23 protein-coding genes are annotated in these 21,418 nt (G+C 72.9%); 16 read left to right on the top strand and 7 right to left on the bottom strand.

Features of this window, described 5'->3' with window-relative positions; all coding sequences use genetic code 11:
- Window positions 1-106: 106 nt before the first annotated feature.
- Window positions 107-1,132, bottom strand: coding sequence for a GTP-binding protein (locus DEI99_RS12685; protein ID WP_111041520.1), 1,026 nt, complete (start codon window positions 1,130-1,132; stop codon window positions 107-109).
- Window positions 1,133-1,176: 44 nt separating this feature from the next.
- Here DEI99_RS12685 and ykgO point away from each other — a divergent pair, with 44 nt between their 5' ends.
- Window positions 1,177-1,299 (top strand): type B 50S ribosomal protein L36, encoded by a 123-nt coding sequence (gene ykgO, locus DEI99_RS12680; RefSeq protein ID WP_056224971.1) that lies wholly within the window; start codon window positions 1,177-1,179, stop codon window positions 1,297-1,299.
- A gap of 28 nt (window positions 1,300-1,327) precedes the next feature.
- A complete protein-coding gene (locus DEI99_RS12675; protein ID WP_071260892.1) occupies window positions 1,328-1,984 on the top strand; it encodes a histidine phosphatase family protein in 657 nt (218 codons plus the stop codon).
- Window positions 1,985-2,074: 90 nt separating this feature from the next.
- On the opposite strand, the gene DEI99_RS12670 is transcribed toward DEI99_RS12675, so the two are convergent.
- Window positions 2,075-3,802, bottom strand: coding sequence for a glycerol-3-phosphate dehydrogenase/oxidase (locus DEI99_RS12670; RefSeq protein ID WP_284180822.1), 1,728 nt, complete (start codon window positions 3,800-3,802; stop codon window positions 2,075-2,077).
- Between the two features lie 191 nt (window positions 3,803-3,993).
- On the opposite strand from DEI99_RS12670, the gene DEI99_RS12665 reads away from it, so the two are divergent.
- From DEI99_RS12665 to ald, 3 genes are all read left to right on the top strand, one after another.
- Window positions 3,994-4,956: a sugar-binding transcriptional regulator gene (locus DEI99_RS12665; protein ID WP_258369559.1), complete on the top strand. Its 963-nt coding sequence runs from the start codon at window positions 3,994-3,996 to the stop codon at window positions 4,954-4,956.
- 60 nt (window positions 4,957-5,016) lie between these two features.
- Window positions 5,017-5,976 (top strand): helix-turn-helix transcriptional regulator, encoded by a 960-nt coding sequence (locus DEI99_RS12660; RefSeq protein WP_111042674.1) that lies wholly within the window; start codon window positions 5,017-5,019, stop codon window positions 5,974-5,976.
- Between the two features lie 124 nt (window positions 5,977-6,100).
- Window positions 6,101-7,201 carry an alanine dehydrogenase gene (gene ald, locus DEI99_RS12655; protein WP_111042673.1) on the top strand — a complete coding sequence of 367 codons (1,101 nt, stop codon included), beginning with the start codon at window positions 6,101-6,103 and terminating at the stop codon, window positions 7,199-7,201.
- 409 nt (window positions 7,202-7,610) lie between these two features.
- Here the strand turns inward: ald and DEI99_RS12650 are convergent, their stop codons facing one another.
- A complete protein-coding gene (locus DEI99_RS12650) occupies window positions 7,611-8,441 on the bottom strand; it encodes a TspO-related membrane protein (protein WP_111042672.1) in 831 nt (276 codons plus the stop codon).
- A 167-nt stretch (window positions 8,442-8,608) separates the two neighbouring features.
- On the opposite strand from DEI99_RS12650, the gene DEI99_RS12645 reads away from it, so the two are divergent.
- The 8 genes from DEI99_RS12645 (at window position 8,609) to DEI99_RS12610 (ending at window position 16,740) form a co-directional block, all read left to right on the top strand.
- On the top strand, window positions 8,609-9,592 hold the full coding sequence (locus DEI99_RS12645) for a magnesium and cobalt transport protein CorA (RefSeq protein WP_111042671.1): 984 nt from the start codon (window positions 8,609-8,611) through the stop codon (window positions 9,590-9,592).
- A gap of 74 nt (window positions 9,593-9,666) precedes the next feature.
- On the top strand, window positions 9,667-11,778 hold the full coding sequence (locus DEI99_RS12640) for an alpha-galactosidase (protein ID WP_111042670.1): 2,112 nt from the start codon (window positions 9,667-9,669) through the stop codon (window positions 11,776-11,778).
- Between the two features lie 190 nt (window positions 11,779-11,968).
- Window positions 11,969-13,252 (top strand): chloride channel protein, encoded by a 1,284-nt coding sequence (locus DEI99_RS12635; RefSeq protein WP_284180821.1) that lies wholly within the window; start codon window positions 11,969-11,971, stop codon window positions 13,250-13,252.
- Window positions 13,253-13,347: 95 nt separating this feature from the next.
- Window positions 13,348-13,560, top strand: a complete 213-nt coding sequence (locus DEI99_RS12630; protein ID WP_071260932.1) for an Rv0909 family putative TA system antitoxin — start codon at window positions 13,348-13,350, stop codon at window positions 13,558-13,560.
- A gap of 136 nt (window positions 13,561-13,696) precedes the next feature.
- A complete protein-coding gene (locus tag DEI99_RS12625; RefSeq protein WP_111042668.1) occupies window positions 13,697-14,989 on the top strand; it encodes an aminotransferase class V-fold PLP-dependent enzyme in 1,293 nt (430 codons plus the stop codon).
- A complete protein-coding gene (gene sufU, locus DEI99_RS12620; protein ID WP_111042667.1) occupies window positions 14,986-15,435 on the top strand; it encodes a Fe-S cluster assembly sulfur transfer protein SufU in 450 nt (149 codons plus the stop codon). Before DEI99_RS12625 ends, sufU begins: the two co-directional genes overlap by 4 nt.
- A 135-nt stretch (window positions 15,436-15,570) precedes the next feature.
- Complete coding sequence (locus tag DEI99_RS12615) at window positions 15,571-16,038, top strand: GNAT family N-acetyltransferase (RefSeq protein ID WP_111042666.1); 468 nt, start codon at window positions 15,571-15,573, stop codon at window positions 16,036-16,038.
- A gap of 198 nt (window positions 16,039-16,236) precedes the next feature.
- Window positions 16,237-16,740, top strand: coding sequence for a GNAT family N-acetyltransferase (locus DEI99_RS12610; protein ID WP_111042665.1), 504 nt, complete (start codon window positions 16,237-16,239; stop codon window positions 16,738-16,740).
- On the opposite strand, the gene DEI99_RS12605 is transcribed toward DEI99_RS12610, so the two are convergent.
- Window positions 16,733-17,545, bottom strand: a complete 813-nt coding sequence (locus DEI99_RS12605) for a hypothetical protein (RefSeq protein WP_111042664.1) — start codon at window positions 17,543-17,545, stop codon at window positions 16,733-16,735. The two genes, DEI99_RS12610 and DEI99_RS12605, sit on opposite strands and share 8 nt — an antisense overlap.
- A gap of 18 nt (window positions 17,546-17,563) precedes the next feature.
- Window positions 17,564-18,616: a zinc-binding alcohol dehydrogenase family protein gene (locus DEI99_RS12600; RefSeq protein WP_111042663.1), complete on the bottom strand. Its 1,053-nt coding sequence runs from the start codon at window positions 18,614-18,616 to the stop codon at window positions 17,564-17,566.
- Window positions 18,617-18,708: 92 nt separating this feature from the next.
- Between DEI99_RS12600 and DEI99_RS12595 the strand changes: the two genes are divergently transcribed.
- Window positions 18,709-19,284, top strand: coding sequence for a TetR/AcrR family transcriptional regulator (locus DEI99_RS12595; RefSeq protein WP_111042662.1), 576 nt, complete (start codon window positions 18,709-18,711; stop codon window positions 19,282-19,284).
- Here the strand turns inward: DEI99_RS12595 and DEI99_RS12590 are convergent.
- Entirely contained in the window at window positions 19,238-19,693 is a 456-nt protein-coding gene (locus DEI99_RS12590) for a GNAT family N-acetyltransferase (RefSeq protein WP_111042661.1), read from the bottom strand. The two genes, DEI99_RS12595 and DEI99_RS12590, sit on opposite strands and share 47 nt — an antisense overlap.
- A gap of 53 nt (window positions 19,694-19,746) precedes the next feature.
- Between DEI99_RS12590 and DEI99_RS12585 the strand changes: the two genes are divergently transcribed.
- Window positions 19,747-20,316, top strand: coding sequence for a uridine kinase family protein (locus DEI99_RS12585; protein ID WP_111042660.1), 570 nt, complete (start codon window positions 19,747-19,749; stop codon window positions 20,314-20,316).
- Here DEI99_RS12585 and DEI99_RS12580 read toward each other — a convergent pair.
- Window positions 20,304-20,786 carry a MarR family winged helix-turn-helix transcriptional regulator gene (locus DEI99_RS12580; RefSeq protein ID WP_111042659.1) on the bottom strand — a complete coding sequence of 161 codons (483 nt, stop codon included), beginning with the start codon at window positions 20,784-20,786 and terminating at the stop codon, window positions 20,304-20,306. The two genes, DEI99_RS12585 and DEI99_RS12580, sit on opposite strands and share 13 nt — an antisense overlap.
- Before the next feature lie 61 nt (window positions 20,787-20,847).
- Between DEI99_RS12580 and DEI99_RS12575 the strand changes: the two genes are divergently transcribed.
- On the top strand, window positions 20,848-21,216 hold the full coding sequence (locus DEI99_RS12575) for a VOC family protein (RefSeq protein ID WP_111042658.1): 369 nt from the start codon (window positions 20,848-20,850) through the stop codon (window positions 21,214-21,216).
- The last annotated feature ends 202 nt before the right edge of the window (window positions 21,217-21,418 follow it).

The following is a 21,418-nucleotide window of genomic DNA, read 5'->3' as shown; positions in this document are numbered from 1 at the left end:
CGGGCGCATGTTCCGACGGCCCACGCGTCGATCGAGTCGTGGACGGTCGGAGGGAGCGCGAACACGCACGCCGCAGGCGCTCCCGCTGCCGGGCGCGGCGCCGCCGTCAGTCGTGCCGGTGCTCGGATGCGGGGTCGACCGCGGGCCAGACCGGGAACGGGTCCGCCCAGCCGCGCCAGACGTCCGGGCCGGCGAGCAGCTCGTCCGGCGTCAGGAGCGCACCGTCCAGGGCCCGCTCGATCGCCCGGACGTCGAGTCGCTCGCCGACGAACCACAGTGCCTGCCCGACGGGGGCGTCCGCATCCCACGACGGGTTCGCGGTGGGGTCGAGGGCGAGCATCGCGCCGACGCTCGACCACGAGCCGACGTGGTCCGGGCGCGAGGCCAGCCGGAAGAAGCCCTTCGACCGCAGAACCCGGCCGTTCACCCCCGCCGCCAGGTCCTGCTCGATGACGGCGGCCAGGCGTCCGGGGTGGAACGGCAGCGGCTCGCGGTAGCGCATCGACACGAGGTCGTCGCGGACCTCCCGCCCGGTGTCCGCGCCGCTCGACAGCGCCCGCATCCAACCGGCCCCGGTCGCGAGCACGCGCGCCGCGCCGCCGTTCGACGCCGGCAGGTCCGCAGCGCTCCGGATCGTCGGCAGAGCGACGATGACGGCCTGGGGCGCCAGCCGGTGCAGCAGGGCCACGAGTGCCCGCCGCCGGACCCCGGACAACGGTCCGACACGGTCGAGGGCGATGACCGTCGCGTACTCGACGAGCGCGGCGACCCGGTCGGCCTCGACGAAGGCGTCGTCGACGTCCGACCACAGCAGGTGCGCGAGGTCGTCCGCCCGCAGCACACCCACGACGTGCCGCAGGACGCGATCGTCGCCGGTCTCGGCCCTGGCGGCGTTCGCGAGCAGCATGCCGACCGCGCGGGCGTCGGTCCCCGGGTGCAGCGTGACGACGAGTCCGTGCTCCGCCGAAGGTCCGCACACCAGGTCGAGCTGGTCAGTTCGATCGGCGATCGCACGCGCGGCGGCGAGGGCGCGCTCCGCGACGTGCATCCGGTGGCCGGAGCTGATCCGAGCAGCGACGCGGTCCGCGTCCTCCTGGTGGAGGGCCGTGACGAGGGTGATGACGGGAGACATGTCGGCTACTCTAACTGAAAAGCATTCTCAACAAGGAGGCACGCATGAAGGTCCGCAACTCGCTCAAGGCGCTCAAGAAGATCCCCGGCTCGCAGGTGGTGCGCCGCCGCGGCCGCGTCTACGTCATCAACAAGAAGGACCCACGCTGGAACACCCGCCAGGGCTGACGTCGGCGGCCGTCCGTAGGGTGGCTCCATGCGACTGCTGCTCATCCGCCACGGCCAGACCCCCGCGAACGTGCACGGCATCCTCGACGCCGAGGTGCCCGGCCCCGGCCTGACCGAACTCGGCCAGCGGCAGGCCGACGCCCTGCCCGCGGCGCTCGCCGACCGCGGCATCGAGCGGCTCTTCGTCTCGTCGATGGTCCGGACACAGCACACCGCGGCACCCCTGGCGGCGTCGCTCGGGCTCGAGCCGGTGGTGCTGCCGGGCCTCCGCGAGATCTCGGCGGGGGACACCCAGGGCAAGCGCGACGCGACCTCGGTCCAGATCTACATCTCGACCGTGCACGGGTGGTCCGGCGGCGACCGCAGCACGCGGATGCCCGGCGGCGAGAGCGGCGACGAGTTCTTCGCGCGCTACGACGACGCGGTGCGGCAGATCGAGGCGAGCGGGGTCGCGGTGGCGGCCGCGGTCAGCCACGGCGCCGCGATCCGCACGTGGGCGAGCGCCGCGGCGCAGAACACCCCGGACCACTTCGGCACGAAGCGGAACCTCGAGAACACCGGCATCGTCGAGCTCGAGGGGTCGTCGGACGACGGCTGGCGGCTGGTGGACTGGGAGGGCGAGCCGATCGGCGGCGAGCAGCTCATCGACCGCACGGCCCAGGACCCGACCGGCGAACGCGCCTGACGCGACCAGCAGCCCGCGAACGCGACCAGCGGACGGACAGGAGGCCCGGTACCAGCTGGTACCGGGCCTCCTGTCCGTGGGGGACGAGGGCTACGCGAGCTGCGACGCCGACGTGAGCGGCACGATCACGCGGTGCGACTCGCGCAGGACGTCGAGGGTGCGCTGGACCTCGTCCGCGCGCTCCTCGGTCGTCCAGCCGAGCGCCTCGGCGAGGACGTCGGCCAGCTCGTCGAGCAGGTCGATCGTGACGCCGCCGACGAACGCCAGGTTCGTGCGGCGCAGGACGACGTCGACCAGGTGCACGGCCTGCTCGTGGCGGGCGAAGTACGCGACCTCGGCGCGGGTGAGCGACGGGTCCGACTCCAGGGCCTCGACCGGGCCGTCGACCAGGACGTCCACGACCTCGGCTGCGCGGGTGCCGTAGCGCTCGAGCAGGCCCTCGACCAGGGACTCGTCGAGCCCGTGACCGTGCGCGGTGACCCACAGGGCACGCTGGGCGTCGGTGGTCGGGAACTCCTTGCCACCGCCGATCGGCATGCCGGTCGTGTCGACCGTGCGGGTGATGCCGAGCTTGGTCGTCGCCTCGGTGGACAGGTGCGCCGCGAGGGCACGGAACGTCGTCCACTTGCCGCCGACGAGCGACAGCACGGTCGACTTCGGCAGGCCGGCGATGGGGGTGTCCACGATCCGGTAGTCACGCGACACGAAGCCGGGGGCGGTGTCCTCGTGGCGGGGGAGGGGGCGGATGCCGGAGTAGCTGTAGACGATGTGGTCGCGGGTGACCTCGATCTGCGGGAACACGTGCTTCACGAGCCCGAAGAAGTAGTCGATCTCCTCGTCGGTGGTGACGACCGGCTTCGACGGGTCGGCGTCGATGTCGGTCGTGCCGATGAGCACCCGGCCCTTGAGCGGGTAGATGAGGACGATGCGGCCGTCGTCGTTCTCGAAGAACAGCTCGCGGCCCTTGGTGGCCTCGAGCAGCTCGTCGTTGTGGACGACGATGTGCGAGCCCTTCGTGCCGCCCATGAACTTCGTCTCGCCGCCGAAGGCCTCGTTCGTCAGGTCGGTCCACGGGCCGGAGGCGTTGATCACGACGTCGGCGGTGAAGACGAACTCGTCGCCGGTCTCGCGGTCGCGGAGCAGGACGCCGCCGTCGCGGGTGCCGGCTGCCTCGACGTAGTTGACGGCGCGTGCCTTGTCGGCTCCGGCGGCCAGGCCGTCCTTCAGGACGTCGAGGGCCAGGCGCTCGGGCTCGTGCACGCTCGCGTCGTAGTAGGTGCCCGTGTACTTCAGGTCACGGTTGAGGGCCGGCATGTCCTCGAGCGCGGCCTTCTTCGTGCGGAACACGTGCTTCGGGACGGAGCCGCCGTCACGTGAGAAGGAGTCGTAGATCGTCATGCCGATCTTGATGAGCATGGCGCCGCGCTCCTTGGTGGAACGCTGCTTGTGCGTCAGCATCCGCAGCGGGGCGTTCATGATGCCGGAGAACGTCGAGAAGATCGGCATCGTCGTCTGCAGCGGCTTCACGTAGTGCGGAGCGATGCGGATGAGGCCGTTGCGCTCCTGCACGCTCTCGCGCACCAGGCGGAACTCGCCGTTCTCCAGGTAGCGGATGCCGCCGTGGATCATGTGACTCGACGCTGCCGAGGCACCGCCGGCGTAGTCGCCGCGCTCGACCAGGGCGACGTCGACGCCCTGCATCGCGAGGTCGCGGAAGGTGGCGATGCCGTTGATGCCACCACCGACGATGAGGACCTGCGCGTTCGGGCGCTCGGTGAGGGCGGTCACCGTCTTCCTGGGCTGTGTCGTCTTCGACATGGTTCGTCGCTTCCTTCGTCTGTTCGTGGGGTCACCAACGATCGTGCGCTCCGGCGAGAGTGCGGGCAACCTGGGTGCACGAACGTGCAGCACACCTGTCGCGCACCGGGATCGAGCAGCCGGGAGGCGCGACCAGGGTTGCAGAGGCCGTGCACGTCCGTGCATGGTTGCGTTCGACAGATCGGAGCACCATGAGCGATGCGGCTCAGCCCATGCGCACGCAGCAGGCGCTGCGCGCCGCGCACCTCTACTACCTGCAGGACCTGACGATGGACGCGATCGCGGACGAGCTCGGGACCTCGCGGTCGTCGGTGTCGCGCCTGCTGAAGTACGCCAGGGACACCGGGCTCGTGGACATCCAGATCCGCTCGCCCCTGGACCAGGCCGCGGCGCTCAGCCGCTCGATCCGGTCGCGCTTCGGGGTGCACGCGCACGTCGTCCCGGTGCCGGACCACACGAGCGACGTCGACCGGCTCGAGCGGGTCGCGCTGTCGGCCGCGCGCATCCTGACGCAGTACGTCGAGTCGAACATGGTCATCGGGCTGTCGTGGGGCTCGACGGTGAGCGCCGTCAGCCGCTACCTCGTGCCGAAGACGACGCACGGCTCGACGATCGTGCAGATCAACGGGGCCGCGAACACCCGGACCACCGGCATCGTCTACGCGTCCGAGATCCTCCGCCGCTTCGGCGAGGCGTACGGCGCGTTCGTGCAGCAGTTCCCGGTGCCGGCGTTCTTCGACGACCCTGCGACGAAGGAAGCGTTGTTCCGGGAGCGCTCGATCCGCCGTGTGCTCGACCTGCACGAGCGGATGGACCTCGTCGTGTTCGGTGTCGGTGCCCCGCAGGCCCCGGTGCCGTCGCACGTGTACTCGGGCGGGTACCTCGACCCCGAGGACCGTGACGAGCTCACCCGGGCCGGGGTGGTCGGCGACGTCTCGACGGTGTTCTACCGGGCCGACGGCTCGTGGAAGGACATCGGGGTGAACGCGCGCGCCGGTGCCCCCGACCTCGACACGATCAAGCGAGCGCCGCGCCGGGTCTGCGTCGTGGCCGGGCGGGGGAAGGCGGCCTCGCTGCGCGGCGCGCTCGCAGCGGGACTCGTGACCGACCTCATCCTGGACGAGAGCGTCGGACAGGCGATCCTGCAGCCGTGACGCTCGGCGTCGAGCGGCCGCGGGCGTCGAATGTCGGTGGCTGCTCGTACGTTCTGGTGCATGGTGCTTTCCATCGAGCGACACCCCGGCCGGTACTTCCGGCGGCTCGTCGGCAGTGACTTCGACGAGGCCCTCGCCTTCTTCGAGAGCGACTACGACTTCCGCGCTCCGATCGTCCGGCGCACCCGTCCGCAGTCCCACTGGGACTTCGCCGACGTGGGGGACGGCCGGCTGTCCCTGCGCTCGTCGCGCTTCATGGCGGACCTGCGCACCGAGAGCCGCGTCGACGACGAGTTCGTCGTGGCGTGGCTGCGCAGCGGTGCCGGACGGCTCACCTCGGGCAGCGACACGCACGTGTTCGAGCCGGGGGTGCCGGTCGTCGTGCCCTTCGCCGAGGTCTACTCCCTGCACCACCGCGACATCGGCCTGAACCTCGTGCACCTCGACCGCGACTTCGTCCGGTCCGTCGCGGGTGACGACGACTTCGCGTTCGACACCCTGCAGCGCCCCACGGCCCAGGGGGTCGCCACCTGGCAGGCCGTCGTGCGGGCACACTCGTCGACCTGGCTCGACGTCGACCACCGCCTCGACGCGTCGGGCGAGCGCACCATCGCCGAGGCGTTCGTCACGGCGGCGCTGCAGGCGTTCCCGCAGCGCAGCCGGTGGCGCTCGTCCGTGGCCGGCACCGGTCCCGAGCACGGTCGGCTCCGCCGCGCCCTCGAGTACGTGCACGCCCACGCCCGCGAGCCGATCGGCACGCCCGAGATCGCCGTCGCGGCGGGGCTCAGTCCGCGCGGCCTGCAGCAGTCGCTCCGACGGCACCTGGACCAGACCCCGGGCGAGCTCCTGCGCAGCGTGCGCCTCGACGGCGCCCGCGCGGACCTGCTCGACGGCGACCGCGAGGAGACCTCGGTGGCCGACATCGCGCGTTCGTGGGGCTTCGGGCACCTCGGGCGGTTCTCGTCGACCTACCGCGCACGGTTCGGGGAGCTGCCGAGCGAGTCGCTCCGCGCGCGCTGACGGTCCGGCCGAATCCGATCGCACGGATCGCGCCGAAGTCGTCCGGATGTTCGGCCGTAACCTCGTTGCAACGAATCCGGCGCTGAATGGTGGGACGACCGCACCACCCACGAAGGAGTCAGCGATGCGCATCGGCGTCCCCACCGAGATCAAGAACAACGAGTACCGCGTCGCGGCGACCCCGGCAGGCGTCGCCGAACTGGCGTTGCACGGGCACGAGGTCCTCGTGCAGTCGGGAGCGGGCACCGGCTCGGCGTTCACCGACGACGAGTACCGCGTGGCGGGAGCGACGATCGTCGACGCCGCCGCCGAGGTCTGGGCGCAGGCCGAGATGATCCTCAAGGTGAAGGAGCCGGTCGCGGCGGAGTACCCGCTCATCCGCGCGGGGCAGGTCCTGTTCACCTACCTGCACCTGGCCGCCGACCGTCCCCTCACCGACGCGCTCGTCGCCTCCGGCGCCACGGCGATCGCCTACGAGACCGTGCAGCTGCCCGACCGTTCGCTGCCGCTCCTCTCGCCGATGTCCGAGGTCGCCGGGCGGCTCTCGGCCCAGGTCGGCGCGTTCCACCTCATGCGCACGAACGGCGGCCGCGGGCTGCTGCTCGGCGGCGTCCCCGGCACGCCGAAGGGCCGCGTCGTCGTCATCGGCGGCGGCGTCGCGGGGGAGCACGCCGCGACGATGGCGCTCGGCATGGGTGCCGACGTCACCGTGTTCGACATCAGCCTGCCGCGGCTCCGCGCCCTCGACGCCCGGTTCGACGGCCGCGTCACCACGCTCCGGTCGTCGGCCCACGCGATCGCCGAGGCGCTGCGCGACGCCGACCTGGTGATCGGCTCCGTCCTGATCCCCGGGGCGTCGGCGCCGAAGCTCGTCACCGACGCGATGGTCGCGGACATGCGCCCGGGTTCGGTCCTCGTCGACATCGCCATCGACCAGGGCGGCTGCTTCGAGGGCTCGCACCCGACCACCCACGACGACCCGACCTTCGCCGTGCACGACGCCGTGTACTACTGCGTGGCGAACATGCCCGGCGCCGTCCCGCGCACGAGCACGATCTCGCTGACGAACGCGACCCTGCCCTACGCCGTGGCGATCGCCGACCGGGGCTGGGAGCAGGCCACCGCGGCCGACCCGGCACTGGCCCTCGGCGTGAACGTGCACGCCGGCGAGGTCACGAACGCCGCGGTCGCCGCCGCGCACGGGCTGGTCGCAGCCGCGCGCTGAGGCCGGGCTCGATCGCGAAAGCGACACTTCTCCGCCGAACATCCGCGGTGAAGTGTCGCTTTCGCGGGGTGGACGGGGCCGGCCCGGCGGGTTCTGTCGCTTTCACGCCACAGCCCCCGGCTCCGTGAGCCCGCGACGCCCCCGTCGGGCTGGGTCGCGAAAGCGACAGTTCTCCGCCGAACATCCGCGGTGAAGTGTCGCTTTCGCGGGGTGGACGAGGGCGTCGCGGCGGGTTCTGTCGCTTTCACGCCACAGCCCCCGCCCCCGTCAGCCCGCGACGGCCCCGTCGCGCTGGCTTGCGAAAGCGACACTTCTCCGCCGAACATCCGCGGAGAAGTGTCGCTTTCGCGGGGTGAACGAGGCCGGCCCGGCGGGTTCTGTCGCTTTCACGCCACAGACCCCGGCCCGGTCAGCCCGCGACGGAGTCCGCCCGGCCGAACACCGGTGCCGTCGCCCGGCCCTCGCCCGCTCCGGACCACCCTGCGCGCGCCCGGACCGCCGCGGTCACGACGACCACGGCCACCGCGGCGACCACCGCCGTCGTGGCCGTCGGCACGGAGACGAGCGGCCCGTCGAACCGGGCGACCGCGACCCACGCCAGACCCCAAGCGAGCGAGGCCGCGGGTGCCAGCCGCCCCCGACCCCAGAAGGCGACCAGGACCCCGACCAGACCGGCCACCGCGGCGATCGCGACGCCCCAGACGTCCTGCCCGAACCCGAACCCGCGGAAGCCCGCGGCCGTCAGCACCGCGGCCGTGTTCGCCGCCGTCGCGACGCAGACCCACCCGAGGTAGAGCCCGAACGTGCCGTCGGTCAGCACTGCCTCGACGACGCCGGTCGAGCGGGTCCGGCGCAGGATCGAGAACGTCCACACCAGCACCGCGAGCAGCGCGACGATGATCGGTTCGCTCGCCCACAGCCACCCGAACTGCACGGACAGGATCCACGCGGCGTTGAGCAGCAGCGACAGGATCGCCGGCACCACCAGTCGCTCGTGCCGGTCGTCGTTCGCGGTGCGGAAGAGCTGCAGCACCGCGTAGCCGATGAGCCCCGCGTAGACGACGCTCCAGATCGAGAACGCGGGGCCGTCCGGGGCGATCGCCGTCGACGACGCCGACAACGCTCCGCCGGCGGCGTCCTGGATGGGGGTGCCCCCGGCAGCGCCCGAGCCGACGTACGCGCCGATGACGGCGACGACCGCGCTCACGGCGACCGCGACGCGCTTCCAGATCCTCTTCATGACAGTCCCTTTCGTCAGCATGCTGATGACCTGCACCGTAGGCGGTGCGTGAGGGCGGTCGTGCAGCGCACGCACAGGCAGGACGCACGCCGTGTGGCGGGGTGGGTACGGGCCTCCCGGCCGGCCACCGGGCACCGACGTGCCGCGACCCTGCGTACGGTGGTCCCGTGAGCCTCGAGCTGAACACCGTCTACGTCGACCGCATCGCCCCGATCGCGAGTCCCTCGCTCGACGACACCTTCCGGATGATGGCCGAGCAGGGCGCGAGCTCCTGCATCGTCCTGCACCAGCCCGACGCCCAGGAACTCGGCGACGTCGCCGTCGCACTCGACCTGCACGAGCTCGCGGTCGAGGACTCCGCCGAGGGGCACCAGCGACCGAAGCTCGAGCGCTACGGCTCGACGCTGTTCGCCGTGCTGAAGCCGGCGCTCTACAACGACCAGCAGGAGGAAGTAGCGTTCGGCGAGGTGCACGCGTTCGTCGGCGAGGACTTCTTCCTGGCGGTCGTGCAGGCCGACCCGCGGGGCCGGCAGACCGTGCCGCGGGCCCTGCAGCGGATGAGCGGCAAGCCCGGGCTGGTGACGGTGGGGCCGCAGGCGCAGCTCTGGGCGCTGATGGACTCCATCGTCGACGGCTACCTGCCGGTGATTGACGGGCTCGAGGAGGACATCAACCAGATCGAGGACCAGCTGTTCAGCGGCGAGGCCGGGGTGTCCCGGCGCGTGTACGAGCTGTTCGGCGAGGTCGTGGACTTCCAGCGGGCAGCGCGCCCGCTCATCCACATCATCGAGAGCCTGCACCGGGGCGCCGAGAAGTACCACCTGCCGATCGAGATGCAGCGGCGCTTCCGTGACGTGCTCGACCACGCCATCCGGATCGTGGAGCGCCTCGACACGTTCCGGCAGCTGCTGCAGAACGCGCTGACGGTCGACTCGACGCTGGCCGCGCAGAAGCAGAACGACGACACGAAGCGGATCTCCGGCTGGGCGGCGATCCTGTTCGCCCCGACGCTCATCGCCGCGATCTACGGCATGAACTTCACGCACATGCCCGAGCTCGGGTGGACGTGGGGGTACCCGCTGGCGATCGTCGCGATGGTGCTCTTCGCCGCGGCGCTCTGGGTGGTGTTCAAGGTCAAGCGCTGGTTCTGAGCCGCGCGTCGAGTTGCGACGGCCGGGTCCGACCCGGAAGGCTCGGACCCGCAACGACGCCGACTGGAGCCCGCATGCCGCACGACATCGTCCACCTGACCGCCGGGGGCGTCTCCCTCGTGCTCGACTGCCGCGACAGAGCGCTCCCCGCCGTCGTGCACTGGGGTGCGGCGCTCGGCCCCCTCGACGAAGCGGCGCTCACCGCCCTGGCGGACGCCGACGTCGCGCCGGTCTCCCCGAACGAGATGGACGAACCCGTGCGGGTCGCCGTGCTCCCGGAGCCGCACCGCGGGTGGAGCGGCCGCCCCGGGCTCGCCGGCCACCGCGACGGCCACGACTGGGCGCCGGCCTTCACGGTGCGCACGCTCGACGTCACCGACACGACGGTGACCGCGGACGCCGTCGACGACACCGCCGGACTCGCGGTGCGCCTGACGGTCGAGGTGCTCGGCTCCGGCCTGGTGCGCGCCCGTGCCGCCGTCACGAACACCGCCGAGGGCGTCTGGACGGTCGAGGACCTGACCGTCGCGCTGCCGATCCCCTCCCGTGCGCGCGAGGTCCTGGACTTCGCCGGGCGCTGGGGCAAGGAGCGCACCCCGCAGCGCCGCGCGCTCGTCGTCGGCACCCACCAGCGCGAGGGCCGGAAGGGCCGCACCGGCGCCGACGCCGCGACCGTGCTGAGCGTCGGCGAGCCAGGCTTCGGTTTCGCGCGCGGCGAGGTCTGGGGCGTGCACACCGGCTGGAGCGGCAACCACCGGCACCACGCGGAACGCCTGGCGACCGGCCGCCAGGTCATCGGCGGCGGGGAACTCCTGCTGCCGGGCGAGGTCCGGCTCGACACCGGTGCGACGTACGAGGGGCCGTGGGTGTACTTCGCCCACGGCGACGGCCTCGACGAGCAGGCGCGGCGGTTCCACCGCTGGCTCCGGAGCCGTCCCGGTCACCCGCACACCCCGCGGCCGGTGACCATCAACGTCTGGGAGGCCGTGTACTTCGACCACGACCTCGCCCGCCTGACGGACCTCGCCGAGCGGGCCGCCGCCCTCGGCGTCGAACGGTACGTGCTCGACGACGGCTGGTTCCGCGGCCGACGCGACGACCACGCCGGCCTCGGCGACTGGTTCGTCGACGAGGACGTCTGGCCCGACGGCCTCGGCCCCATCGTCGACCGGGTCCGCGCGCTCGGCATGGAGTTCGGGCTCTGGTTCGAGCCCGAGATGGTGAACGAGGACAGCGACCTCGCGCGGGCGCACCCGGAGTGGATCATGCAGGCGGACGGCCGGATGCCGGTGCGGTCCCGACACCAGCAGGTCCTCGACCTCGCGATCCCCGCGGCCTTCGACCACGTGCTCGAGCGGATGACGGCGATCATCGGCGAGTACATGGTCGACTATGTCAAGTGGGACCACAACCGCGACCTCGTCGACGCCGGTTTCCCCGGAGGCGGGGCCGCCGTGCACGAGCAGACCCTGGCGACCTACCGGCTCATGGCGACGCTCAAGGAACGCTTCCCCGCACTCGAGATCGAGTCGTGCTCGTCCGGAGGCGCCCGCGTCGACCTCGGGGTCCTCGAGCACACCGACCGGGTGTGGGTGTCGGACGACATCGACCCGCTCGAGCGGCAGCACATGCACCGGTGGACGCAGCAGCTCCTGCCGCCGGAACTGCTCGGCGCGCACGTCGCGAGCGGGACGAACCACACCACCGGTCGCGCCCACGACCTCGCCTTCCGCGCCGGAACGGCCCTCGTCGGGCACCTCGGCATCGAGTGGGACCTCGCCCGGGCCACCCCGGCGGAGTCGACCGCGCTCGCCGAGTGGATCGCCCTGTACCGGGAGCTCCGCGGTCTGCTGCACGGCGGGGACCTGGTGCGCTCGGACGAGACCGACGACTCCCGGCTCGTCTACGGCACCGTGGCTGCCGACCGTCGGAGCGCGGTGTTCTTCCTGGCGAGCATCGGCCGCTCGGACGTCTCCGGCACCGGCCGGGTCACCTTCCGCGACCTCGACCCGGGCACCTCCTACCGCGTCGACCCGATCGTCATCGGGGACGGGCACGGCCTGGTCCGGCCCGACTGGTGGTCCGGCCCGCGGGTGTTCGACGGCCGCGTGCTCGGGACCGTCGGCCTGCAGCCGCCGCTCATGCCGGCCGACTGCGTGGTGCCGTTCCGGGTGACGGCCGTCTGACCGCGGGCGGGCGGCGACCGGACGGGAGGCCCGGCCCGGCCCCGCCGCTCGGCGTGCGCCCGCCAGGTGGTCGAGCGGGCCGCGTGCTCGGGTCGGCCGGGTGCTCGGGTCGGCCGGGTGCTCGGGTCGGCCGGGTGCTCGGGTCGGCCGCGTGCTCGGGTCGGCGGTGGGGATCGCTAGGCTCGTCGTCATGCCGCACTCCGGTCTCGCGACCCCTGTCTGGGCGATCAAGCTCGCGGTCATCACCGCCCTGGTCGGTGTCTCGGGCGGCGTCGCCGGGATCGCGGTCTGGCTCGCCCTGCAGCTCATCCAGTTCGTGGCGTTCGGCTCCGGCTTCGGCGGGCACCTCGAGGCCGCCGACGCCCCCTCCGGCCTGAACCGGTTCCTGGCGCTCACCGCCGCGGGCGTGCTGACCGGCGTCGCCTGGTGGGCGCTCCGCCGCTGGGGTCGGACGATCGTGCCGGTCACCGCAGCCGTCGACGGCAAGCGGATGCCGGCCCTGGCGACCCTGGCGAACGCGGGCGTCCAGATCCTGGCCGTCGGGCTCGGCGCGTCGATCGGCAAGGAGGTCGCGCCGCGCGAGGTCGGGGCGTGGCTCGCCCAGGTCGTCACCCGCCGCGCGGGGCTGACCCCGCGGGAGACGAGGATCCTCGTCGCCTGCGGCGCGGCCGCGGGTCTCGCCGCCGTCTACGACGTGCCCCTCGGCGGCGCGCTCTTCGCGGTCGAGGTGCTGCTCGGCGAGATCAGCCTGGCGACGGCCCTGCCCGCCTTCGCGACGAGTGCGATCGCGGCGATCACGGCCCGCCTGGTGATCCCGGACGAGGTGCTCTACGACGTGCCCGCGATGCACCTGTCGCCGTCGCTGCTCGTCTGGGCCGTCGTGGTCGGACCGGTGCTCGGGTTCGCCGGCGTGGGCTTCGTCAAGCTCACCAACCGGCTGCAGGGCCTCGCGCCGAAGGGCTGGCGCCTGCTCGTCGTGCTCCCCGTGGTGTTCGCGATGATCGGGCTCGTCGCGGTGCCGTTCCCCGAGATCCTCGGCAACGGTCGAGCGCTCGGACTCGTCGCCATGAACACGTCCCTCGACGACCGGCTGTTCGCCGGACTCTCGCCGATCCTGCTGCTCCTGCTGCTCGGGGTCCTGCGGACGGTGACGACCGCGGCCACCATCGGCGCGGGAGCGGTCGGCGGCACCCTGACGCCCTCGATCGCCGTCGGGTCCGCGATCGGCGGCGGACTGGGCGGGGCGTGGCTGCTGCTCTGGCCGGCCGACGGCCCGGGTCTTGCCGCCTTCGCGTTCGTCGGCGCCGCGGCGTTCCTCGCCACCACGATGCGGGCACCCTTCACCGCGCTCGTGCTGGTCGTCGAGTTCACCCAGCAGGGCGTGGACGTCCTGGTGCCGGCACTGCTCGCGGTGTCCGGCGCGGTCGCCGTCGCGCACGTGCTGGCACGCCGGCGCAGCGCCCAGATGGTGTGAAGACCCCGAACGTCCCGGTACACACCGGTGCACCCCGGCCTAGCATCGGCGGCACGGCGGAGCGTCCGGCTCCGCACCGAAGCGAGGAGCAGCCGATGGCGGGGTTCGACGACATCACCAAGAAGGCCCAGGAGTTCCTGAAGGACGGCAAGGTCCAGGACGCCCTGAAGAGCGAGAAGGCGGAGGACGTCAGCGATAAGATCCTCGGCGGGGTCGCCGACGCCGTCAAGAAGGCGACGGGCGGCAAGTACGACGACAAGATCGACGGCGCCCGTGACGCCGCCGACGAGAAGATCGGCAACGAGTAACCGACGCCCGATCCGACGGCCCCGGACCACGACGGTCCGGGGCCGTCGTGCTGCCGACTGGACGTGGTCGGGAACAACGGCCACCATGGACGGGTTGCTCCGGACAGCAGCACCAGGAGGACGAGACGTGACAGTCGTGGCGCCGAACCAGCCGCTCACCGAGGCCGAGGTCGAGACGATCAAGCAGGACTTCCCGATCCTCGCGCAGGACGTGAACGGGCACCCCCTGGCGTACCTGGACTCCGGTGCGACGGCCGAGCGTCCGCACCAGGTCCTGGACGCCGAGCGCCGGTTCCTCGAACACGACAACGCCGCCGTCCACCGCGGCGCGCACACGCTCGCGGCGCTCAGCACCGACGCCTACGAGGAAGCCCGCGCCACCGTCGCCGGGTTCATCGGTGCCGCCGGTCCGAACGAGGTCGTCTGGACCGCGAACGCCACGGACGCCCTCAACCTCGTCGCCCACGGCCTGGCTGCCGCCAGCCTCGGGCGCGGCGGTGTCGACGCGGCCCGCTTCCGTCTCGGCGTCGGCGACGAGGTCCTGGTGACCGAGGCCGAGCACCACGCCAACCTCGTGCCCTGGCAGGAGCTCGCCGCCCTGACCGGCGCGACGCTCCGCTGGATCCCGGTCGCGGACGACGGCACCTGGACCGCCGAGGACGCCGCCGCACGCATCACCGACCGAACGAGGGTCGTCGCGTTCGCCCACGTCTCGAACGTCACGGGGATGGTCGCCCCCGTCGAGCAGGTCGTCGGGCTCGCGCACGCCCGCGGCGCCCTCGTCGTGCTCGACGCGTGCCAGTCCGCGCCGCACCGACCCCTCGACGTGCAGCAGCTCGGCGTCGACTTCGCCGCGTTCTCCGGGCACAAGATGCTCGGCCCGAACGGCATCGGCGTGCTCTGGGGGCGCAGCGAGCTCCTCAACGCGCTGCCGCCGTTCCGCACCGGCGGCTCGATGATCACCACCGTGACGATGGAGCACACGGAGTTCATGCCGGCTCCCGAGCGCTTCGAGGCCGGCACGCAGCCGGTGTCGCAGGCCGTCGCGCTCGCCGAGGCCGTCCGGTACCTGCAGGGCATCGGCATGGAGCGGGTCCGCGCCCACGAGGAGCACCTCGCCCGTCGGATGCTCGACGGCCTCGCCGCGGTCCCCGGCATCCGCGTCGTCGGGCCGCCCGCAGGCGTCCCCCGCTCCGGCCTCGTGTCGTTCGACGTCGACGGGGTGCACGCCCACGACGTGTCGCAGTACCTCGACGCCCAGGGCATCGCCGTCCGTTCCGGGCACCACTGCGCGCAGCCCCTGCACCGCCGCCTCGGCCTGACGGCGACGAGCCGCGCGAGCACCTACGTGTACACGACCGAGCACGACGTCGACCGGTTCCTCGCCGCCGTCGGCGAGGTCCGCGGCTACTTCGGAGCGACCGCGTGAGCACCCTCGACTCCCTGTACCAGCAGGTCATCCTCGACCACGCGAAGGCCCGGCACGGCGACGGCGAGCTCGCCGACGCGGACGCCTCGCACTTCGAGAGGAACCCGACGTGCGGCGACGAGATCACGGTCAGCCTGCGGCTCGAGTCCGGCACGGACCGCATCGCCGGGCTCGGCTGGCAGGGCGACGGCTGCTCGATCTCGATGGCCTCGGCGTCGGTCCTGACGGACATGGCCGTGGGCCGGACCGTCCCCGAGTTCCTCGCGCTGACCGAGGAGTTCCGCACGATGATGCGCTCCCGCGGCGTCGGGGAGCCCGACGAGGACGTCCTCGAGGACCTCGTCGCCTTCCACGGCGTCTCGAAGTTCGTCATGCGGGTGAAGTGCGGCATGCTCGCGTGGGTCGCTGCGGAGGCGGCCGCGCGTGAGGCGACCGCGTCCCGCTGAGCCGGGCGCGGCTCGCGATCGTGACCACGTGGCGGACGTGAGTTCGCGTGCGGGCACGACCCGTGCCTCCCGTCCGCAGCCGGGGGCCGACCGGTCCGCGGAACGCTCGGGTCGTGTGCCGGACCGGGGACCGCGGTGATCATCGAGACGGAGCACCCCGGCGCGGTCCGGGCCCGGTCGATCGTGCGGGCGTACCTGACCGAGGTCGCGTCGCGGTGGTACGGGAGGCCGGCGACGTCGGCCGAGGTCGAGCAGGCGCTGCTCGACGAGCCCTCCGACGACCTGCAGGGCGACACCGGGGTCTTCCTCGTCGCCGTCGACGGGGTATCGGTGGTGGCCTGCGCCGGGGTGCGCTTCGTCGGCGACACCGGTGAGCTGACGAAGGTGTTCACCCTGCCGGAGCACCGCGGCCGCGGCGTCGGCTCGGCGCTGCTGCGCCACGTCGAGGAGCTCTGCCGGGCGCGGGGGACCACGACGCTGCGCCTGGACACCCGGGCCGAGCTCGCCGAGGCCTGCGCACTCTACGAACGACTCGGCTTCGAGCGGGTCGCGCCCTTCACCGACGACCCGTACTCCGACCGCTGGTACGCCCGCGCGCTCTGACGCCGCCGCGCGGCTGCCGGGTGCCGGGTGTCGGGTGTCGGGTGCTGTTTCGCGCGTCGGGGGGTCGTTCCGCGCATGGGGAGCTGTTCCGCGCGGAGGAGGGCTGGCGAACCGGCCTCCCATGCGCGGATCTGCTTCCCACGTCACACGCCATGGGAAGGAACGTCGTGCTCGTGGCCCCGCCCCTACGCTTGCCCCGTGATCGATCGCGTGCGTGCCGCCGTCCCCGAGGACCTCGAGGGCCTCGCCGCGATCGAGGACGAGGCGGACAGCGCGCTCGTCGACCTGCTGCACCCCGAGCGCTGGGACCCGGCGCCCTCCGGCGTCGAGCGTGCCGCGCAGCCGGGGTTCGTCCTGGTCGCCGAGGTCGACGGACGGGTGGTCGGCTTCGCCCACGTGCTCACGACGGCCGGGTGGGCGCACCTCGAACAGCTCTCGGTGCTCCCCGCGCACGGTCGGCGCGGGCACGGTCGGGCGCTCGTCGAGGCGGCGAAGGAGCGTGCCCGCGCGGAGGGGTACCGGACGATGACCCTGCGGACCTTCGCCGACGTCCCGTGGAACGCGCCGTTCTACGCGTCCGCCGGGTTCGTCGAACAGGAACCGTCGACGGACGCCGACCGGGCGCTCGTGGACGTCGAGGCCCGCCTCGGTCTCGACCGGCTGGGGCGTCGGGTGCAGATGGGGGTCGAGCTGCTCAGTTGATCGCGCCGATCTCACGGAGCGCGTCGCCGACCGTGACGTGCTCGTCGTGTTCCTGCGCTCGCAACCACCGGGCCTTCGCGCGCGCCACGGTGGTGTCGTCCAGCCCGAGCAGCTCGTACAGGCCCTCGAGCTCGCGGTGCACGAGGTTCGCGAGCCGGAGCGGGTACTTCCGCTCCGGGCTCGCGTAGCCCTGCTCCGCGAGCTGCGAGAGGACGTCGGGGTCGGTCTCCCGCGCCTCCATGAGCAGGACGACGCTGCGCGATCGGGTCAACCCGGACAGGAACGCGGACCGGACCTGCGGGTCCGGGTCGGTCGCGAGCACGATCTCGACGGCGAGCGGGAGGTCCTGTTCTCCGGCGAGCTCCCAGCGTTGGCTGGTGTCGCCGTTGATCGCGGTGAGCACGTCGGGGTGCACGCCGAGGCCGCGCTCGCCGCGTGCCGGAGCCGGAGCCGGAGGCGCCGCGTGCCGAGCTGCACCGTCCGAACGCGCCGAGGGGAAGCCGACGCCCGCGTACACGGCGTGCGCGATCGGCAGGAACTGCAATGCCTCGTGCAGCACGGTCGCCGCGTCCTGCACCGCCGGAGCGGTCACGTCCCCGTCGGCGGCGTCGAGTGCGGCCGTGTAGGCGGACAGCGCCGCGTGCTGCTGCTCGACCGCCCCCGCGAACATCTCCTTGCCGCGGACGGTGTCGCCGACGAGCCGCGGGTCGAGGTGCACCGACATCGCGCTCGGGTCCGGCAGGGCGCCACGAGCCGTGGCGCCGCCCGACATCGTGACGGTGAAGGTGTCGTCGTCATCGGTCACGTCGTCGACCGTACCGGGTCAGGGGAGCGTGACGACGAGCTTCCGTGCGGAGACACCGGCGCGGAGCTCGGCGAGCGCGTCCGGGATCGCCGACAGCCCCGTCCCCACGACCGAGGCGGTCGGGGTCGCTTGGTAACCGCCGCTCCGCAGGGCCTCGGGCAGGAAGTCGCGGAAGATCGCGGGGCCGACCTCGGACTCGGTCGGGCGGCCGCCCCAGATCGCGGTGACGTGCACCCCGTGTCGACGCTCGAGCCGTGCACGGATCGTCGTCACCGGCGTCGGGTACGCCGATGCGAGTCGACCGGAGCCGGTGGCTGCCCGGACGATCGGGAGCGTGCGGGTCAGCGATCCCTGGCCGAAGGCGAGGGTGCCGGCCAGCTGCCGATCGGCGAGGGCCTCGAGGATGCGGCGGGCGGCGCCGTCGTCGCGGTAGTCGAACACGGCCTCGGCACCGAGCGACCGGACGAACGCGTGGTTCCGGGGCGAGGCGGTGCCGATCACCGCGTACCCGGCGGCCCGGGCGAGCTGGACGGCGTTGGCGCCGACGCTCGTCGACGCTCCCCACACCAGGACGACCTGGCCTCGGTCGACCGGTTCGGCCGTCGGGAGCGGCAGGCCGAGCTGGTCCGGCTCGAACAGACCCGCGGCTGCGGTGGACACCGCGAGCGGGAGGACCGCCGCCTGCTCGGTCGCGAGGCCCTGCGGCACCGCGGTCGTCAGTCGTTCGAGCAGCAGGACCTGGTGCTGGAACGCGCCTTCGGCGGCGCTGTTCCGGTGCTGCTCCTGCCCGGCCGCGTACCCGAGGACCCGGTCGCCCACCTGGAAGCGCTCGACGCCCGGCCCCACGGCGAGGACCGTGCCCGCGACGTCCGACCCGATCACCGTCCGGTAGCGCAGCTTCGGGTACACCACGTGCCGGAGGAGCCCGCTGACGGCGTCGACCGGGTTGACGGCGACGGCCTCGGCGCGGACGACGAGTTCGCCGGGGCCGGGCTGGGGGACCGGTGCGGGGCCGACGGTGAACCGACCGCTCGACGAGGTCCAGAGTGCTGCGTTGCCCGATGGTGCCATGGTGTCCGGTTCCCTTGCTCGCTGCGAGTGATGACACGACGTGTCATCGTCCATTCAACCACGACACGACGTGTCATCACTACTGTGGACCCATGCGTTGGACTCCGGATGCCCGCGGGCGCCTCGAGCGGGCGGCGTTCGAGCTCTTCACCGAGCAGGGCTACCAGGCCACGACGGTGCCGCAGATCACCGCGCGGGCCGGGCTGACCACACGGACCTTCTTCCGGTACTTCGCCGACAAGCGCGAGGTGGTCTTCGCCGGCGACGAGATCCCGGTGCTCGCCCGCGACGCCATCGAGGCTGCCCCGGCCGGGCTCGACCCGCTCGACATCGTCGTGCACGGCCTGCGCCGGGTCGCCGACGAGCGGTTCGAGGGTCGGCACGACGAGGTCGGTGCGGTGCGGCGAGTGGTGCTGGCCGAGTCGTCGCTGCGCGAGCGTGACGCGCGGAAGCGGGCCGACCTGACCGACGCGGTGCGCGAGGGGTTCGTCGACCGAGGTGTCGACCCGACCGAGGCGGCCGTGGTCGCCGAGACGGCGGTGATGCTGTTCCACCTGGCGCTCGAGGCCTGGCTCACCGGCCCGCAGGGGCGCCGAATGGCCGACGTCGTCGACGAGCAGCTCAGCGTGCTCCGGACGCTGCTCGACCGGCACCGCGCAGGGTCATGAAGACGTCGACGCCGTCGTCGCTGTCGGGTGCGAACCCGTGCCGCTCGTACAGGCGTCGGGCAGGGCTGCCGGTCAGCACGTTGAGCCGTGTCGGCCCGGCGTGCGGTTCGTCGAGGACCGCCCGGAGCACCGACGACCCGGCCCCACGGCCCTGGACGTCCGGTGCGAGGTAGAAGTGCTCGACCCACCGGGTGTCGCCCTCGACCCGCACGGTGACGGACCCCGCGTCGTGCCCGTCGACCACGACGATCCGGGTCAGCCGCGGCTCGAAGGCGTCGCGCAGGCGCTGCCGGACGCGCGTCTCGTCGAACACCCCGAGCCGGGTCAGGTCGTCGCGGAGCACCACGGCCCGGAGCTCGACGAGCCACTCGAGGTCGTCCGGGGTGCTCGCGCGCAGTACGACGTCCACCCGCCCAGCCTACGGAGACCGGGGCCCGGTCACCGATCTCGTACGCTTGGCCGATGGACCTCGACGGCGTCACCGACCTGCTGCGGTCCCGTGTCGCGTCGGCGCAGCACCCGCTCGTGGTCGGTGTCTCCGGGTACTGCGGATCGGGCAAGTCCACGCTGGCCCGCCGGCTCGAGCAGGTGCTCCCCGGGGCGGTCCGGGTACGGGGCGACGACTTCCTCGACCCGGAGCGGTCTCACCGACGGTCGACCGACTGGGACGGCGTCGACCGGCAGCGACTGGTGTCCTCGGTGCTCGCACCGCACCGAGCCGGACGGGCGAGCACGTTCCGGCGCTTCGACTGGTCGGTGCGCGCGCTCGGTCCGGCGGAGCCGCTGCCACGGGCCGAGGTGCTCGTCGTCGACCTCGTCGGGCTGTTCCACCCCGAGGCCCTCCCGCACCTGGACGTGACGGTCTGGTGCGACGTCGACCTCGACACGGCGGTCCGCCGGGGGCTCGCCCGCGACCGGGCGCTCGGCCGACGACACGATGCCCTGTGGCGGGACGTGTGGGTCCCGAACGAGCGCGACTTCGCGGAGCGGTACGCGCCGCGGGACCGCGCGACCGTGCGCTACGAGGGCTGACCCGGCTCGGCTGCGCTCGGTGCGGTGCCGCCGCGCAGCGACCCGACCATCGCACGCAGGACCCGGCGGGCGTCGGCGCGCTGGTCCTCGGTGAGGTCCCGGAGCATCCGCTGCTCGACCCCCCGGACGGCGGCGCTCGCCTGCGCCAGGCTCCGCCGCCCGCTCGCCGTCAGCTCGGTGGGCAGCGCCTTGCCGACCGACGGCTCCGACGCTCGCGTGACGGAGCCGTCGCGTTCGAGGGCCTGCAGCAGCACGTTCATGGACTGCCGGGTGACGAAGGTGCCGCGTGCGAGCTCGGAGTTCGACAGCCCGGGCCGTTGCGCGAGCAGCTCGAGGCACGAGTAGTGCGTGATCGTCATGCCGAGCGGCCGCAGCACGGCCTCCATCGACGCGCGGAGGGCGCTCGCGGCCTCCTTGAGCAGGTAGCCGATCGAGGTCTCGAGGTCGATGCCGTCGCCGTCTTGACTCATGTCAGTAGTCTGACATACGCTCGGGTGTGTCAGAAGACTGACACCAACGAAGGAGCACCCCATGCCCGTCACCGGCCCCGACTTCATCTCGCTGCAGACCCGCGACCTCGCCGCGTCGCAGTCGTTCTACGAGCAGTACCTCGGTCTCGTCCGGGCGCAGGCCGGCCCGCCGCACGCCGTCGTGTTCGAGACGACGCCGATCGCCTTCGCCCTGCGCGACCTGGTGCCCGGCACCGACCTCGATGCCGTCCCCCAGCCGGGCGTCGGCGCGGCGATCTGGCTGCACGCGACCGACGTGCAGGCGATCCACGACACCCTCGTCGCCGACGGTCACCGCATCGTCTCCGCGCCGATCGACGGTCCCTTCGGCCGGACCTTCACGTTCGCCGACCCCGACGGCTACCACGTCACGCTGCACGACCGGGCCTGAGCCGCGGGGTCGAAGTCGCGCCGCACGACCAGCGTGTGTTCGCGCCGTGCGCCCGCGCGGTTCCGGAACACCCCGGTCGTGCGACGCGCACCCGCGCCGGCGGCCACGCGCAGGCACCCGCCGACGCGCACCCGTGCCTGCGGCCACGCAGGCACCCGCCGACGCGCACCCGTGCCTGCGGCCACGCAGGCACCCGCCGACG

Source organism: Curtobacterium sp. MCLR17_036 (assembly GCF_003234445.2).
Taxonomy (GTDB): Bacteria; Actinomycetota; Actinomycetes; order Actinomycetales; family Microbacteriaceae; genus Curtobacterium.
This window is presented reverse-complemented; position numbering and strand designations above follow the sequence as displayed.

What these genes read in the sequence shown, in the direction of transcription:
- DEI99_RS12685 (WP_111041520.1), bottom strand. Translation starts at nt 1,132, where the DNA reads ATGTCTCCCGTCATCACCCTCGTCACGGCCCTCCACCAGGAGGACGCG.
- ykgO (WP_056224971.1), top strand. Translation starts at nt 1,177, where the DNA reads ATGAAGGTCCGCAACTCGCTCAAGGCGCTCAAGAAGATCCCCGGCTCG.
- DEI99_RS12675 (WP_071260892.1), top strand. Translation starts at nt 1,328, where the DNA reads ATGCGACTGCTGCTCATCCGCCACGGCCAGACCCCCGCGAACGTGCAC.
- DEI99_RS12670 (WP_284180822.1), bottom strand. Translation starts at nt 3,802, where the DNA reads ATGTCGAAGACGACACAGCCCAGGAAGACGGTGACCGCCCTCACCGAG.
- DEI99_RS12665 (WP_258369559.1), top strand. Translation starts at nt 3,994, where the DNA reads ATGAGCGATGCGGCTCAGCCCATGCGCACGCAGCAGGCGCTGCGCGCC.
- DEI99_RS12660 (WP_111042674.1), top strand. Translation starts at nt 5,017, where the DNA reads ATGGTGCTTTCCATCGAGCGACACCCCGGCCGGTACTTCCGGCGGCTC.
- ald (WP_111042673.1), top strand. Translation starts at nt 6,101, where the DNA reads ATGCGCATCGGCGTCCCCACCGAGATCAAGAACAACGAGTACCGCGTC.
- DEI99_RS12650 (WP_111042672.1), bottom strand. Translation starts at nt 8,441, where the DNA reads ATGAAGAGGATCTGGAAGCGCGTCGCGGTCGCCGTGAGCGCGGTCGTC.
- DEI99_RS12640 (WP_111042670.1), top strand. Translation starts at nt 9,667, where the DNA reads ATGCCGCACGACATCGTCCACCTGACCGCCGGGGGCGTCTCCCTCGTG.
- DEI99_RS12635 (WP_284180821.1), top strand. Translation starts at nt 11,969, where the DNA reads ATGCCGCACTCCGGTCTCGCGACCCCTGTCTGGGCGATCAAGCTCGCG.
- DEI99_RS12630 (WP_071260932.1), top strand. Translation starts at nt 13,348, where the DNA reads ATGGCGGGGTTCGACGACATCACCAAGAAGGCCCAGGAGTTCCTGAAG.
- DEI99_RS12600 (WP_111042663.1), bottom strand. Translation starts at nt 18,616, where the DNA reads ATGGCACCATCGGGCAACGCAGCACTCTGGACCTCGTCGAGCGGTCGG.
- DEI99_RS12595 (WP_111042662.1), top strand. Translation starts at nt 18,709, where the DNA reads ATGCGTTGGACTCCGGATGCCCGCGGGCGCCTCGAGCGGGCGGCGTTC.
- DEI99_RS12585 (WP_111042660.1), top strand. Translation starts at nt 19,747, where the DNA reads ATGGACCTCGACGGCGTCACCGACCTGCTGCGGTCCCGTGTCGCGTCG.
- DEI99_RS12580 (WP_111042659.1), bottom strand. Translation starts at nt 20,786, where the DNA reads ATGAGTCAAGACGGCGACGGCATCGACCTCGAGACCTCGATCGGCTAC.
- DEI99_RS12575 (WP_111042658.1), top strand. Translation starts at nt 20,848, where the DNA reads ATGCCCGTCACCGGCCCCGACTTCATCTCGCTGCAGACCCGCGACCTC.